The sequence below is a fragment of the Kordia aestuariivivens genome, from assembly GCF_014397005.1.
GTDB classification, from domain to species: Bacteria; Bacteroidota; Bacteroidia; order Flavobacteriales; family Flavobacteriaceae; genus Kordia; species Kordia aestuariivivens.
The window spans coordinates 56,023-69,963 of record NZ_JACGWS010000009.1; the positions used below are offsets into that span (position 1 = coordinate 56,023).

Genomic DNA, 13,941 nt, shown 5'->3' on the forward strand with positions numbered 1-13,941 from the left:
TTTCCATGAAACCAGTCACTTTAAAAGATATTGCAGAAACCTTAGGTATTTCTATTACTACCGTTTCAAAAGCTTTAAAAGGGTATCCCGATGTTAGTAAAAAAACGCGCGCCTTAGTTAAAGAACTCGCCAAGACTTTAAATTATAAGCCAAATGCTTTTGCTGTCAACTTGCGAACCGAAGAATCTAAAACCATCGGATTGATTATTCCCGAAATCGTACATCACTTTTTTTCGAGTGTGATTAAAGGAATCATCAGTCAGGCAGAGAAAAAAGGCTATTTGGTTATTATTCTACAATCGAATGAATCGTATGAGCTAGAAAAGAAACAGCTAGACTTGTTATTGAGTAAGCGTGTAGATGGCATTTTAATTTCACTAGCCAACGGAACTGCCGATTTTAAGCATTTGGTAGAAGTGATAGAACAAGGAAAACCTTTGGTGATGTTTGATAAGATAGCGAAGATTGTCAAATGTTCTAAAGTAATTATTGACGATCGAAAAGCTGCTTATACCGCAACGCAGCATTTGATTGATACAGGGTGCAAGCGCATTGCACATTTTAGAGGTCCATTGTTACCTCAAAACGCCATTGATCGATTTTTGGGGTATAAAAAAGCATTGTTAGACAATAATATGGTATACGATCCTTCTTTGGTGTATCTATTTGAAGATATGACTTTTGAAGTTGGAGAAATGTTTGCTAAGAAAATAATGGACGAACATACGGATGTTGATGGCATTTTTGTAAATACAGATTTGGTAGCTATCGGTGCTATTACGGAGTTTAATAGGCAAGGCGTTAAAATTCCTGAAGATATTTCTATCGTAGGTTTTAGCAATTGGTTTATGTCTTCTGCAATTACACCCTCATTAACCACCATAAATCAACCTGGGTTTGAGATGGGAAAAAAGGCTTTTAAGCAATTGTATAAGGAGATGAAAGCTAAGAAAAATAAAAAAGAGGTGATCCCTAAAATCATTGAATTGGAGACGGTTTTAGTGAAACGAAATTCTACCAAATAATACTACTGAGCTACTATTTGTATGTGCTAAAGAATGATTTAATACGTGTAGCTTCTTGAGTTAAATTTTGACTAAAAAAATAGGTCAGAATTTCTTCCGACCCTAGCTGAACCTTAGTTCGTTTTGAATTATTCTTGTACACAACATTCTGATAAATCTGTCCAATCGCTTCTACGTAAGCCGCCTCTAAGCAGCTCAGGATTCATGTCAGAAACGTGTAATTTGTTGACTTTTAATGTTAATAATGAAAACAAGATGGTTAAGAAATGCTAAAAACACTACGTATTAGAATTTTAAACTACATAAGCTTTGTGAAATTTGTGGAGTCGGAGAGGAAAATTTCGAACTTTTTGGAAGAGGATTTGGAGTTGATCGTTTGTATATCAATACGAAGTTATTATTGATAAATTGAATCTTATATACATCTGCTCCAGACTATAAAATAGTTTGATAAAACGATGGAAAGAGAACATGAGAAGTGGAATTGGACCTTTATACACAATATTTGATCTTTTTTAAGTATCCATAAGATTTACTCTTAAATACTTTTGCTGTAAGATTTACTCTAAATTGAGTTAATCACAAAGTAATTACTAATTTCAAATCAAACTTTTCTTATGGAAAAAATAAATCTATTTGTCATTTTCATTATAGGTATTGCGCTTACCTCTTGTGAGAAGGAAAACTTTATACCTGAAAATCAAACCAGGTTAGCTAAAGTACTACCTACAGAAGTATACGGTTACTCAATTGAGCAGCATGGTATTACTTGGAGTTTTGCTAGTGAACAACAATATGGACAATTCGCTAATGGAGACTATTGGGTTGTAGGTCCAGTTAAAATTATAAACATCAGTAATACCTATCATAACGAAGGGTTTACTCCATCTAAAAAGCAAGATGGATCTATGATTAACCCTGGTACAAATAGCAATCAAGGATATGATGGAACATTAAATTCATATAATTCAGTTCTAAATGTGAATTACCCAAATGATCAAATTATTTCCAGAGATAATGTCTTGCTTTTAGGAGTAAATGAATCTTTGGTTACTTCAGTGAGTTGGCTTTATAATTCTGAAACAGATAAAGAAACTGGTACTCCAAGATTTAATAGAGGTACCAATACACCAAGACCTGTTTTAAGAACTGCAGCTATACTAACGTGCTTGAGTGAAGCTCCTCCTGAAGGAAGTTTTAGACCTCCATATTGTGGTTCTGATAAATCAATTAAGTATAATAAGAATAAGATCAAAATGTCTTTGTTGAAGAACTTAAGTCCTTCAAATATTACAAGTATTCCTGATGTAGTACAAATTGAAAGGCAATTTCAACGAGTGTGGTTAGATCATGTTTATCAATCATTTGGAGCTTACTTACATCCTAGTGAAAACATGAGGCATTATGGACGAGATCTTGCAAAGGAAATAGGTGATGCTGCCTTAATTTTAAACCTTGACTTTTCATCTTTACCAGGAAGTCCGTCTAAAGATGTATTATTATATGAATTCATACAATTGGGTATTGATTTTGCAGGAATTGCAGACAATGGAGGAAGTTGGCCACCGAATGGAGGATTTCATATGGGAAGAAAATGGCCTATCCTTTTTGCTGGAATAATACTTGAAGATGACCACATGAAAAATGTTGGAAATTGGTCAACAGTATTTCAAGAAGATGCACAAACCTTTTATATATCGCAAGCAGAAATAGATATTACCAATAGCAATTCATGGAACCCTGATTCACGAATTAATAACCCTCAGCCATATTCACAGTTAAACTTAGATTTGCCTGAATGGGGAATTAGACATGCTACACAGCCTACACGCGATGCGCTTAATTGGGATGCAACCTATAGACATATTAATGGAGTCGCAAACAGTGGTTTTGTATTAGCAGCACATATAATGGAGCAAACTCCTACTTGGAATCATCAACCTTTATTTGATTATATGGATCGTTGGTGGGAACTAACCAATGGAACTTACACTTCACAGAGAACAACTCCTTTTACGAAAAGTATGTGGGAAGAATATAGATCAACCTATACTCCAATTTGGGTTTCTGAATAAAACAAAAGTATGAAATCATAAGAGCGAGCAAATTTATCTTTTGTTCGCTCTTATTTTTTTAAATAATACTGGAAATCATTTTTTTTTGATATATTTGTAACCTAAAGGTATCAAAAAGATAGCTTAAGGTTTCTTTTTGATAAACAAAAGTTTCAATTAAATTTAGATAAATATGAAAAAAGTATCAGGAGCTAACCAAATAGATAACCATAGAATTCTTCTTTTTGTATCTATGTTTCTATTGTCATTAGTTTTTTTAGTCAAATCAAGCTATCATTTATTAAGTGAGGAGTTTAGAAGTTATTTACCAATAATTGGGAATGTTGTATTCGTATTGTTTTTAATAGTTTTGGTAGTTTTAATTTTTTGGAGGATTAAGTATGTTCCAAAAGGGAAACAATATCAACTACTTTCTATGGGAAGTTTCGTTAATGAGAAATTTGATCAAGCATGTAGAACTTCATGGGTTTTAACTTTTTTATTGCTTCTGTTTGTTACGAATATAAAAGATGGTAACGACAATCTCTTTCCAGTACGATTTTATATCGATTTAACATTGTTCTGTATGCTTGCTGTATTTAGTGTAAGCTTCTTTTATTATTTCCGATTGTGGGAAAAGGAATCTAATATATAAAACTTTTAAGTTATGAATCCATTATTAGAGAACCGCATCCGTGTGCTGAGAGCAGAGCATAGGTTAAGTCAAAGTGATTTAGCTGAGTTAATAGGTGTATCAAGAAAAACGATTAGTACAATAGAAGTTGGGAAATTTATTCCTTCTACTGTTATTGCTTTGAGAATTGCACGTCATTTTAAAGTTCCTGTTGAAGACATCTTCATGTTAACGGACTAAATTAATTGGTTGTTACAAACATGGAGCAATCATTCTGTATTTCATATAAAAGCAATTAATTATCAAAAACTATTCTAATGAAAAACTATTCATTCATTTTATATGTTACATTTTTATTATTTTCATTTAATAAATCTATTGCCCAAGAGTTTGATTATAGCGATCAAATTACGGCAATTGAGCAAGCATTTCATGCAAAGAAAGTCGGTGGTTTGCTTAAGTTTTTAAGTGATGACTTAAAATTTCCGCCTTTACCAGCTAATAAGACACAATTTTTACTATCTAAAGTTTTTGAAAACTTCCCTAAACTCAATTCACTTCAAACTATTAAAATGAAGGAAAAATATGCGCTAGTAAAATACTATTTTGAAGGTTCTAGAGGAACAGAATCAAAACTTTATTTTGATACAGCAGGAAAAATCACTAGAATCGAATTAATTGAAAAAGTCCTTGAGAGAGAAATGGAGAATGGGCGCAGTGTGCCAAAACCAAGCCTAGGAGTTCTAGCCGAAAAATTTCCTTTTAAACCTGTAACAATTATAGCTAAAGATGGTTTAACGATTTATGGTAACTTATTTGAGGTTGATCCTGAACTTCTTGTAATATTACTTTGCCATCAAGGCTCGTTTAATAAATTTGAGTATGCAGATATAGCACCAAAGTTGAATAAGTTAGGTTTTAATTGTTTGGCAATTGATCAAAGATCTGGCGGTTTTTTTGCAAATCATAATAATGAAACTCATAATCTTGCAGTCAAAAAGAATTTTGACACTGATTTTTTAGAAGCTGAACAAGATATAGAAGCTGCTATAAATTACCTCAACAAACTATATAACAAAAAAGTCACTTTATGGGGAAGTTCTTACTCATCAATTCTCGCTTTATTTTTAGCAAATAATCCAAATGTAAATGCAGTAATAGCTTTTAGTCCGAGTGATTTTTTTAAAGACGAAAGACCAATGATTAGTGAAGTTATTTCGAAAATCGTAAAACCGTATTTCATAACTTCATCTAAAAGTGAAAGTAAAGTATTGATTGATATTATGAAAACAATTGAGCAAGAGAGTAATCAAGTTCACTTTGTTCCTAAGGCATTAGGTTTTCACGGTTCTCGTTCTTTATGGCAAAATCAATTGGGAGCAGAAGAATACTGGGGAAGTCTAAAAATATTTCTTGATAATATTAAGCAATTATAATAATATAATCAGTTCTGGATAACTTGTATTATAGTTATAGTATTCGCAAACCTGTAATAGTTTCTTTATTACAGGTTTTAGTATTGACAACTTTATTACCGAAGCAATTCGACTAAAAAGCTGCAAAAATATAGTTTAGAGCTCCGTTTTATCATTGCAACATGTAGTGTATTCTTTTTATACAACCTTCCATTAAACACTTAATTTCCAACTATTATCCTAACAATGAGAAATTAAATCTCAATATCTTCCAATTAGACTTTTCAGAATGTTTTTTGAACTTAATGAAATAGCAGCGTTGTGTGTTTGCGGGTATTTTTGTGCCATACAAATTATATAGATAATACAAATTTTAATGTTATGAAAATCGTGAAAAATGCGGGAAGAATGGTTCTTCTTTATTCAATTATTGGTTTATTGTCAACGAATGTCTTTGCTCAATTACCAAAAGAAGTATTAGTTAAAAGTCCTGGTTTATACCCTGAAGGTCTCGTTTATGATGCTACAACAGAAAGTTTCTTCACAACATCTGTTAGTCAAGGTAAAATTGTTAAGGTATCCAAAAAAGGTAAAGTAACTGTTTTTGCAGATGATGAAGATTTAGTTTCAACCATTGGGCTTGAAATTGATGTCAAAAGAAATCGTTTAATTGTCTGTAATAGTGATCCAGGTGCTAGTATAAAAAGTACTGAAGCTACAAAAGGAAAACTAGCAGCAATCGTTTTTTATAATCTTAAAACGGGAAAACGAGAAAAATATATTGACTTAGCGGCTATTGCACCACTAGGTGGTCATATGGCAAATGATGTGGTAGTTGATAACAAGGGCAATTTTTACATTACGGATAGTTTCTCTTCAATTATCTATAAAGTTACTAAAAGAGGTAAAGCTACTATATTAATAAATGATAAAAGGTTGGCTTCTCCCGCTGGAACGTTTGGACTTAATGGGTTAGCTTATCATCCTGACGGGTTTTTAATCGTTGCATTATACAATGGCGGAAGATTATTTAAAATTCCATTAAAAAAGCCTTCTAATTTTACAGAAATTAATCTGGGTAACAAACCATTTCCTACCATTGATGGCGTATTACTTTTAGATGATAATACTATTGCAGTGGCGTGTAACAATCTTACTGGAGCAAAATACCCAAGTGCGGTTTATAAAGTAAAGAGCACTAATAATTGGCAATCTGCTAATACTATTGGAGTTTTTGAAACAGGTGACACGTTTCCCACAACTTTAACTAAAGCAGATAATGATGTATTTGTAGTGTATGCTAAACTTCCAATGCTTTTTGGAGGTGTAAAACCAGTAGCTCAAGAATTTGAAATTACAAAAGTTGAATTCCAAAAAAAAAAGTAACTCAAAACAAGAATATTATGTTAGAAAAATCAATAATGATTGTTAATGCGGTGTTAGACCCAAATGAAAAAGAAGCATTTGCTTTATACTCTGAGCGTTCTGGACCCTTATTTAAAAATGTTGGAGCAAAACCTATTTCAAAATATAAGGTAGCGCAAAATATTGTTGGTGATAAAAAACTTCAAGTAGTTGCGATTATGGAATTTCCAAGCAAGAAAGCTATTTTGGATGTTTTTGAATCAGAAGCATATAAAGAATTACTTCCATTGAGAGCTAAGGCTTTTACTGAATTAGAAGTTTTTATAGGAAAGGAATAAATAAGAAATAATATGTTAATGTGTAGTCATCTTTTTGAAAAGGATTGCTACACATTTTTTAATTGATGTCATGGAATTATTAAAAGGAATTAAAGCGGTAATAACTGGAGGAAGTGAAGGAATCGGATTTGCTATAGCAATGGCATTTGTAAAGAATGGTGCAGATGTTATTATCATTTCAAGAAATAAAGATAAGCTTCAAAATGCCAAGGAAAAATTGTCTGTTAGTGGTCAAAATATCTATCCTATTTGTTATGACTTATCAAACCTTTCAGAAATACCAAATCTAGTTAAGGAAATACATTTAATTTTTGAGGAAGTAGATGTTTTGGTGAACAATGCAGCCATGACTTTATTTGATAAAGTAGAAAATATTAAGCCACAGGATTTAGCTAAAATTATTGAATTGAATGTACAATCTCCCTATGTATTAACTCAACAGTTACTTCCGTCTCTAGTTAATACAAAAGGAAATATTATTAATATATCATCCTACTTTTCTCATAGAATGATACCAGGAAGATACAGTACAGCTTATTCATTGACTAAAGGCGCCATAGATGCATTTACTAAGTCTTTAGCCTGTGAATTAGGTCCAAAAGGAGTACGAGTTAATGCAATTGCTCCGGGAAGCGTAAAAACGCCTCTTTTTAATGCAGCCATGAGAAAAATGAAAAAAGAGGAAAGGATAAAATTTGAGGAATCAGTAAAAACAATCTATCCTATTGGACATGTAGGAGAGCCGGATGATTTAGGTGGAATAGCCGTGTTTTTGGCTTCTAATCAAGCTAAATGGGTAACTGGTTCGATAATGAGTATTGATGGCGGACTGACAACTAATTGATTAACGTATATATAAATCACTATTTCATCTAATATAACTTCTTTCTGATGGCGTGAGGTAAAAGGTTAAGGTTGAAAAAAATGAACTAAATAGAACATTATTTGAACTAATATCTATAAACTAATAAATCTGACTTTTTTACTTTTGAACAGTAGTTTTATTGTGTGTTAAAACACACTATTTCAGTGCGCTAATATAATATTTCTGCTCTTAGCTGAGTAAAATTAATATAGGTTTAGGTGTAATTGAATTATTGCAAATTTAGAATTCTTAGGTGCAAATTGATGGTGACTTGCCTAATGTTAATTCTTAAAAATATGTTTAAAATTGAAAATAGTAATATGAATAAAAATAGTGATATGAAACAAAAAAAATTAGCGAGGCTAGCAGGCTTTTATTATTTAATTAATGTGATTTTAAGTGTTTTTTATATGGAATACTTACCATCTCAAATTGTAGTTTGGGGAGATGCAGAGGCAACTATGAGCAACTTGTTAAATAATGAAATGTTGTATAGATTTGGGGTTATAGCGGGTATTTTTGTCCATATAAGTTTTATTATGTTGCCCTTAACACTCTATAGGTTATTAAACCACATCAATAAGCAATATGCTATTGTAATGGTTCTATTTGCATTAATCAGTGTACCTATTTCCTTTACACTTTTAATTGATCAGATAGAATTGATTGGGATAGTAACCGATTATAGTTCTTTGGATATTACCGGACAGACAGGTGCAAATTTAAAGGCGATAACATTTTTTGAAAGACTAACAAATGGTTTTTTTCTATGTCAAACGTTTTGGGGACTTTGGTTATTTCCTTTTGGTTATTTAGTATTTAAGTCTGGCTTTCTTCCAAAATTTTTGGGTGTTGCCTTAATGCTGGGTTGTATTACATATATGATTGATGTTGTTGGAGGTGTTATGTTCTCAAACTATTATGAGTACTTCAATACAAGAATACTTATCATTCCGGCTGCAATAGGAGAAATTGGTATGTGTCTTTGGCTTTTAATTGTTGGCGTAAAGGCGAATATAAAATTTTAAAAATTGTACTGCTCGATTTTTATAAAGCAGGTTTTTCGAGGATAACAAAATAAAAGTGATGATAACAATTCCAAAATATTTTTCTGAATCGAATCTTAATAAAGATGTTGTACATAAAATGGGCGGTAATACTGTTGTTTTACTTAATAGACAAAACGAAACCGAAAGATCAAGAATTAACCTAACACAGCATTTGATAGCTTTTGGAATTGAAGGAAAAAAATACTTTCACTCTCTTTCGGATGATACGATACTATATAGAAATGAAGCTATTTTTCTGAAAAAAGGATTGTTTTTAACGACCGAGAAAGTTCTGGAAAGTAATAATTATAAAAGTATTTTATTTTTTGTAGATGATAATCTACTTCTTAATTTTTTCAACAAGAATGGTAAATATTTCCTACATCCAAGTTCTAATGAAGATTTACCCAATTATTTTAAATTTGAAAACACTCCAAATTTAAGCGCATATATAAATTCTTTATTACCTTATTTTGAAAATAGGAATGTCTTAAATGAACCGCTGTTTAAAGTGAAGTTTGAGGAGTTATTATTGAATTTTATACTGAATGATAGACAGCACTTCTTCAAAAAATTTCTAGTAAATTTAAATAAAAAGAACAGCTATAATCTGCGTGAATTTATGTTTCAAAATTATACAAGAAACTTAAGAATAGAAGATTTTGCTTATTTAAACGGAATGAGTCTCTCTTCTTTTAAAAGAAATTTTGAAAAAACTTTTGATTTGACTCCCGCAAAATGGTTAAAAGGAAAACGTTTAGAAAAAGCAGAATTTTTGCTTCAAACTTCTGATCATAATGTGGGTGAAATTGCATTGGAAGTAGGGTATGAAAACCTGTCTCATTTCATTAGAGTGTTTAAATCTCATTTTAATATAACACCAAAGAAGTACCAAGAAAAATTCACTTGATTGCTTTTGCCTTTTTTCGGAAGAAAATGTGTTTAAAACTTTAACTGACTCATAATAAATGTTAGTTGGTTTTTATCATAAATTAATTGGACTTTATTAAATATATAAATCTTAAAAAGATCTAGATATTAGAAATTAACAAAAAACGAACAGAATGAGTAAATTAAAATTAGGGAATGCAGTAGATTCTGTGGTTGCTAAGAAAATATTAGATAAGGCCAAAAAATCACTTGGTTTTGTTCCTAATATGTATAATAACATGGCACACAGCCCTGCTTTATTAGATATATATATATAATTATGCTTATGATAGCTTTAGATCCAACTCAGGATTTTCTCCTATTGAGCAAGAAGTTGTATTTCTATCAATTGCCTATCAAAATAATTGTGAGTATTGTATGGCAGCCCACAGTTTTGTTGCAGATGCTATGTCTAAAGTTCCAAAAGAGATTACACATTTAATTCGAATTGGAGGAACGATCCCTGTTTATAGACTTAATGAACTTTCAATACTAAGTCGATTGCTTACAGAAAACCGAGGTCATGCTACCCAAAAAGAAATAGATGATTTTTTATCAGCGGGATATGATGAATCTCATGTTTTAGATATAATAGCGGCGATTGGTGTTAAGACGATGAGTAACTATTCAAACCATTTAACACACCCAGAAGTTGACCCTGCTTTTGAAGGAAGAAGGTGGTCAAAATAAGGAATAGATTTAATTTAGTCCCGCACTAACCATAGTCGAGACTTTGTGCATAATTCTATTACAAAATCATATAATAAAACAACAAATTATGATTGGAATTAATCAATTAGTAATGCCAGAAATGAAATTAGAAATTGAAATAACTGGAGCACGCTAAAGGAAAAAACTATGCTCAACAACGCATAACGATTATAATGGTAGAAAAATCACAATGGAGCGGATTGTAAAATAAAAGACTTGGTAAAAAGTAAACTTTAAAAAAATAAGTTTTACGAATGAAAAATATAGTAAAAAAAGAAAATGCAACAAGAAGACGATTTTCAGGGGTTGACTTTGTAGTGCTCTCTATAGGAAAGGACACTATGGTTACTAAAATGTTATATAAATTGACTGATTTTGTTCCTTTTCACAAACATCCTAACGAACAAAGCGGTTATGTCATTTCAGGAAAATATAAATTGAAATTTGGTGGAAAAGAATATGACTTAAAGGAAGGAGATACCTATTCTATTCCAGCAGATATTAAACATTCAATAGAAATAATTGAGGCTGGAGAAGTTGTTGATGTGTTTTCACCAATTAGACAAGACTATCTACTATAAGAAAATGTTCAGCAAATTTTAATAAAGAACTAATTGAAAAAATAGTATGGAAAATAATAACATTCTGGGGAGTTACGCTTGGGGAATTAGAACCAAAGGAAATTTGAATACCCTCAATAAATTAAATTTATCCTTGAAAGCAATAGCAATGAAAATCAAGGGAAGGAAATCAGATTTAAAAATTGACTTTGATGTTGACCATTTGAGATTACCTGACAGTTCATTAGTTCAGCAGACGCTTGAATATATTAACGATGTTCATAAGGAACCTTTAAAAAATCATTGTTTGAGGTCCTTTGCATTCGGAGATATTTTTGGAAATGCAGAAAAAATAAAATACGATAGAGAATTGTATGCTCTTTCAGCACTTCTGCACGATTTAGGATTAGAGGATTCCCACTGCTGCCTGCACGATGATATTGATTGTTTTGCGATTGAAGGAGCGAAAGAAGCTGGATTTTTTCTAAGTAAGAATGGGTTGAACGAACAGAAAATTGCAATTGTACAAGATTCAATCGCCTTTCATTTGAACCTAAACATTCCAAAACCAATTGGAGAAGCTTATTTACTTAATAAAGCATCTGCAACAGATACTATAGGTCTTTATAAGCACGAATTATCTGAGAAAACAGTAAATCAAATTTTGGAAAAATACCCGAGGCTGAGCTTTAATTTAGATATTCATGAAATGTTAAAAAAACAATGCAAAATTAGGCCCAAATCGAGAATTACATTTCTTTATAAAAATGGTTTTGGAGGAATGTTAAAAGAGAATAGATTTAGTGAAAATGTGCTGTAATACTTTATATAAATTACGACTAAGGTATATCTCATTTTGAGAGGTTTATGTCAAACTGAAAAGGATATAATCATTAACTATATACAACTTAAGTATTTAAAAAATAAAAACCATTGTCATAAGACAATGATCATCTAACGTGATAATAATAACTTTGTGACTATCTCAATAAACTAATAAATATGTTTACCCAACTAGAAAATTACATTGAAAAACACGGAGAGATTGATCAAAAAGACTTGAAGAAAATCATTTCAAAATTCAAATCAAGAACTACGGTTAGAAAGGAAATGCTATGCAATATTGATCAGACATGTAAGCACTTTTATTTCATAAATAAAGGATGTTTAAGACTCTATGAAATCGACGATAAAGGAAATGAGGTTACGGGCTTCTTTGCTTTAGAAGATAGTATTATTTCGGCCAACACTAGTTTCATACTACAAAAACCATCTAGAGACTGTTTGGTATCATTAGAACCTTCCGAATTATTAGTAATACATCATAGTGATTTTTATGACTTGATTAAAACAGTTCCAGAGTTTGCGGCTGTTTTTCATAAATTTTTAGAATTTGCTTTCATTCACTCTCAAATGCGCATTTACAGCTTTTTGGGAATGGAAGGGATAGATAAATTGAGATGGGTTATGGAACATGAGCCTAAATTATTATCTCGTATTTCAAGTAAAGCTGTTGCTTCCTATTTAGGCATGACAAATTCTACGCTTAGTAAATTAAGAGCAAAGTTGTAGGCTAGTTTATATGAAAGCCACAAATTATTTGATAATTTCCGCCGTATTTTTGGGATTGAACTTTCACTTAGCTAAAATAATATTAAAAGAAGTTGATTTTTTAGAAGCTGGCTTTTGGAGATTCTTGTTTGGAGTTTTAACGTTAATTGTTTTTGGTTTTAAGAACTTACCGAAATTTAAAATCATTAGACTTAATTTAAAAGGTATTTTACTAACTGGTTTTATTGGTCTTTTCGGGTTTAATTTCTTTTTCTTTTTAGGATTGCTACATACGTCCGCATTAAACGCAGCACTTATTGTTAGTCTTAACCCTGCACTAACAATTGTATTTTCAAAACTGATCTTAAAAACGTCAATAGAAAAGATTCAAATAATTGGTATAATCATAGCACTTTTTGGAGTTACTTATTTGATCTTAAAGGGCAATATTATCAATCTTATTGACATCCAATTTAATTCAGGAGACATTCTAATTCTTATAGCAAATGTCTTTTTTGCATTGCATCATGTTTGGGTGAGAAAATATAATTCAACTATTTCAAATTTAAATTTTACGTTTTTAACTAGTTTATGCTGCCTCATAGGTTTTATCTTTTTATTGCCAATAAATGGTGTTCCTAAGGTAACGGTATATACTTCTAATTTTTGGTTGGCCGCAATTGGAATAGGAATTTTAGGGACAGCTTTAGCCTATTTTTTATGGCAAAAAGGAGTTCAGATTAAAGGTGCAGATAAAGCAGGTGTTTTTACAAATATTATTCCTTTATCTACAGCTTTATTTGCTGTTGTGTTTGGAGAGAATTTACATCAATTTCACTTAATAGGAGGTTTATGTATTGGATTTGGTTTACTTATTAGTAAAAAAACGTCTTCAAAATTATCTAAAGCGTTGTCATAGGACAACTTTTAAATCGTCTTCATATCTAATATTTGTGGTGTTGTATTGAACAATGATGTTCACAACTTAAAACACATATATTATGCCATTAACATTAACATTAACTGAGGGTGTTTTGCCTATCGGAAAGGAAAAAGATGCCGTTCAACAAATTACAGCATCACTATTAAAAACGCATGGTTTAACTGGGAATTCAGTTATGACGCCAAACGTAACTGCAAATGTACATATCGTTCAAAAAGGTCATTCGTTTTCAGGAGGAGAAGACTTCTCAGGAGCCTGGGCAGAGTGGAAGGTACCATCATTTGCATTGTCTGACAAAACGGTTATCAAACAACATTTTGCTGAAGTAACCGAGATAATTTATAAACTGTCTGGAGGTAAACAACCTAAAGATAACATTTACGTAAATGTATTGCACGCTGTAGATGGTGGATGGAATTTAGACGGAATTGCAATGAGCAACGACGAGTTACTAGATGCAATCTCAAAAGGGTAATTAAAACTTAGCAAGTGCGAATATAT

18 protein-coding genes are annotated in these 13,941 nt (G+C 31.4%); 17 read left to right on the forward strand and 1 reads right to left on the reverse strand.

Annotation, left to right across the window (positions count from 1 at the left end):
- Nucleotides 1–5 precede the first annotated feature (5 nt).
- On the forward strand, nucleotides 6–1,025 hold the full coding sequence (locus H2O64_RS14815) for a LacI family DNA-binding transcriptional regulator (RefSeq protein WP_187562989.1): 1,020 nt from the start codon (nucleotides 6–8) through the stop codon (nucleotides 1,023–1,025).
- 128 nt (nucleotides 1,026–1,153) lie between these two features.
- Here H2O64_RS14815 and H2O64_RS24220 read toward each other — a convergent pair whose 3' ends face one another.
- Nucleotides 1,154–1,279, reverse strand: a complete 126-nt coding sequence (locus H2O64_RS24220) for a hypothetical protein (RefSeq protein WP_262890646.1) — start codon at nucleotides 1,277–1,279, stop codon at nucleotides 1,154–1,156.
- Between the two features lie 363 nt (nucleotides 1,280–1,642).
- Between H2O64_RS24220 and H2O64_RS14820 the strand changes: the two genes are divergently transcribed.
- The 16 genes from H2O64_RS14820 (at nucleotide 1,643) to H2O64_RS14890 (ending at nucleotide 13,915) form a co-directional block, all read left to right on the forward strand.
- Nucleotides 1,643–3,100 (forward strand): hypothetical protein, encoded by a 1,458-nt coding sequence (locus H2O64_RS14820; protein WP_187562990.1) that lies wholly within the window; start codon nucleotides 1,643–1,645, stop codon nucleotides 3,098–3,100.
- A gap of 172 nt (nucleotides 3,101–3,272) precedes the next feature.
- Complete coding sequence (locus H2O64_RS14825) at nucleotides 3,273–3,734, forward strand: hypothetical protein (RefSeq protein WP_187562991.1); 462 nt, start codon at nucleotides 3,273–3,275, stop codon at nucleotides 3,732–3,734.
- A gap of 12 nt (nucleotides 3,735–3,746) precedes the next feature.
- On the forward strand, nucleotides 3,747–3,953 hold the full coding sequence (locus tag H2O64_RS14830; RefSeq protein ID WP_187562992.1) for a helix-turn-helix transcriptional regulator: 207 nt from the start codon (nucleotides 3,747–3,749) through the stop codon (nucleotides 3,951–3,953).
- Nucleotides 3,954–4,030: 77 nt separating this feature from the next.
- On the forward strand, nucleotides 4,031–5,149 hold the full coding sequence (locus tag H2O64_RS14835; RefSeq protein ID WP_187562993.1) for an alpha/beta hydrolase: 1,119 nt from the start codon (nucleotides 4,031–4,033) through the stop codon (nucleotides 5,147–5,149).
- Between the two features lie 360 nt (nucleotides 5,150–5,509).
- A complete protein-coding gene (locus tag H2O64_RS14840; RefSeq protein ID WP_187562994.1) occupies nucleotides 5,510–6,514 on the forward strand; it encodes an SMP-30/gluconolactonase/LRE family protein in 1,005 nt (334 codons plus the stop codon).
- Between the two features lie 17 nt (nucleotides 6,515–6,531).
- The gene (locus tag H2O64_RS14845) at nucleotides 6,532–6,831 is read left to right on the forward strand and encodes a DUF1330 domain-containing protein (protein WP_187562995.1); all 300 of its coding nucleotides are present in this window, start codon (nucleotides 6,532–6,534) and stop codon (nucleotides 6,829–6,831) included.
- Between the two features lie 70 nt (nucleotides 6,832–6,901).
- Entirely contained in the window at nucleotides 6,902–7,675 is a 774-nt protein-coding gene (locus H2O64_RS14850) for an SDR family NAD(P)-dependent oxidoreductase (protein WP_187562996.1), read from the forward strand.
- A gap of 317 nt (nucleotides 7,676–7,992) precedes the next feature.
- A complete protein-coding gene (locus H2O64_RS14855; protein WP_187562997.1) occupies nucleotides 7,993–8,724 on the forward strand; it encodes a DUF4386 domain-containing protein in 732 nt (243 codons plus the stop codon).
- A gap of 58 nt (nucleotides 8,725–8,782) precedes the next feature.
- Complete coding sequence (locus H2O64_RS14860; protein ID WP_187562998.1) at nucleotides 8,783–9,655, forward strand: helix-turn-helix transcriptional regulator; 873 nt, start codon at nucleotides 8,783–8,785, stop codon at nucleotides 9,653–9,655.
- A 154-nt stretch (nucleotides 9,656–9,809) separates the two neighbouring features.
- Entirely contained in the window at nucleotides 9,810–9,953 is a 144-nt protein-coding gene (locus tag H2O64_RS23965; protein WP_215907175.1) for a hypothetical protein, read from the forward strand.
- 43 nt (nucleotides 9,954–9,996) lie between these two features.
- Complete coding sequence (locus H2O64_RS14865) at nucleotides 9,997–10,365, forward strand: carboxymuconolactone decarboxylase family protein (protein WP_317173835.1); 369 nt, start codon at nucleotides 9,997–9,999, stop codon at nucleotides 10,363–10,365.
- Between the two features lie 275 nt (nucleotides 10,366–10,640).
- Entirely contained in the window at nucleotides 10,641–10,967 is a 327-nt protein-coding gene (locus tag H2O64_RS14870; RefSeq protein ID WP_187562999.1) for a cupin domain-containing protein, read from the forward strand.
- Between the two features lie 46 nt (nucleotides 10,968–11,013).
- The gene (locus H2O64_RS14875) at nucleotides 11,014–11,766 is read left to right on the forward strand and encodes an HD domain-containing protein (protein ID WP_187563000.1); all 753 of its coding nucleotides are present in this window, start codon (nucleotides 11,014–11,016) and stop codon (nucleotides 11,764–11,766) included.
- Nucleotides 11,767–11,948: 182 nt separating this feature from the next.
- Nucleotides 11,949–12,518, forward strand: coding sequence for a Crp/Fnr family transcriptional regulator (locus tag H2O64_RS14880; RefSeq protein WP_187563001.1), 570 nt, complete (start codon nucleotides 11,949–11,951; stop codon nucleotides 12,516–12,518).
- Between the two features lie 10 nt (nucleotides 12,519–12,528).
- Nucleotides 12,529–13,416, forward strand: a complete 888-nt coding sequence (locus tag H2O64_RS14885) for a DMT family transporter (protein WP_187563002.1) — start codon at nucleotides 12,529–12,531, stop codon at nucleotides 13,414–13,416.
- 82 nt (nucleotides 13,417–13,498) lie between these two features.
- Nucleotides 13,499–13,915, forward strand: a complete 417-nt coding sequence (locus H2O64_RS14890; RefSeq protein WP_187563003.1) for a 4-oxalocrotonate tautomerase — start codon at nucleotides 13,499–13,501, stop codon at nucleotides 13,913–13,915.
- Nucleotides 13,916–13,941: the final 26 nt, after the last annotated feature.

Bases quoted from the DNA above. Each gene is read 5' to 3' on its own strand.
- H2O64_RS14855 (WP_187562997.1), top strand. From the start codon at position 7,993: ATGTTTAAAATTGAAAATAGTAATATGAATAAAAATAGTGATATGAAA.
- H2O64_RS14825 (WP_187562991.1), top strand. From the start codon at position 3,273: ATGAAAAAAGTATCAGGAGCTAACCAAATAGATAACCATAGAATTCTT.
- H2O64_RS14870 (WP_187562999.1), top strand. From the start codon at position 10,641: ATGAAAAATATAGTAAAAAAAGAAAATGCAACAAGAAGACGATTTTCA.
- H2O64_RS14850 (WP_187562996.1), top strand. From the start codon at position 6,902: ATGGAATTATTAAAAGGAATTAAAGCGGTAATAACTGGAGGAAGTGAA.
- H2O64_RS14860 (WP_187562998.1), top strand. From the start codon at position 8,783: ATGATAACAATTCCAAAATATTTTTCTGAATCGAATCTTAATAAAGAT.
- H2O64_RS14830 (WP_187562992.1), top strand. From the start codon at position 3,747: ATGAATCCATTATTAGAGAACCGCATCCGTGTGCTGAGAGCAGAGCAT.
- H2O64_RS14840 (WP_187562994.1), top strand. From the start codon at position 5,510: ATGAAAATCGTGAAAAATGCGGGAAGAATGGTTCTTCTTTATTCAATT.
- H2O64_RS14845 (WP_187562995.1), top strand. From the start codon at position 6,532: ATGTTAGAAAAATCAATAATGATTGTTAATGCGGTGTTAGACCCAAAT.
- H2O64_RS14890 (WP_187563003.1), top strand. From the start codon at position 13,499: ATGCCATTAACATTAACATTAACTGAGGGTGTTTTGCCTATCGGAAAG.
- H2O64_RS23965 (WP_215907175.1), top strand. From the start codon at position 9,810: ATGAGTAAATTAAAATTAGGGAATGCAGTAGATTCTGTGGTTGCTAAG.
- H2O64_RS14835 (WP_187562993.1), top strand. From the start codon at position 4,031: ATGAAAAACTATTCATTCATTTTATATGTTACATTTTTATTATTTTCA.
- H2O64_RS14815 (WP_187562989.1), top strand. From the start codon at position 6: ATGAAACCAGTCACTTTAAAAGATATTGCAGAAACCTTAGGTATTTCT.
- H2O64_RS14820 (WP_187562990.1), top strand. From the start codon at position 1,643: ATGGAAAAAATAAATCTATTTGTCATTTTCATTATAGGTATTGCGCTT.
- H2O64_RS14885 (WP_187563002.1), top strand. From the start codon at position 12,529: ATGAAAGCCACAAATTATTTGATAATTTCCGCCGTATTTTTGGGATTG.
- H2O64_RS14875 (WP_187563000.1), top strand. From the start codon at position 11,014: ATGGAAAATAATAACATTCTGGGGAGTTACGCTTGGGGAATTAGAACC.
- H2O64_RS14880 (WP_187563001.1), top strand. From the start codon at position 11,949: ATGTTTACCCAACTAGAAAATTACATTGAAAAACACGGAGAGATTGAT.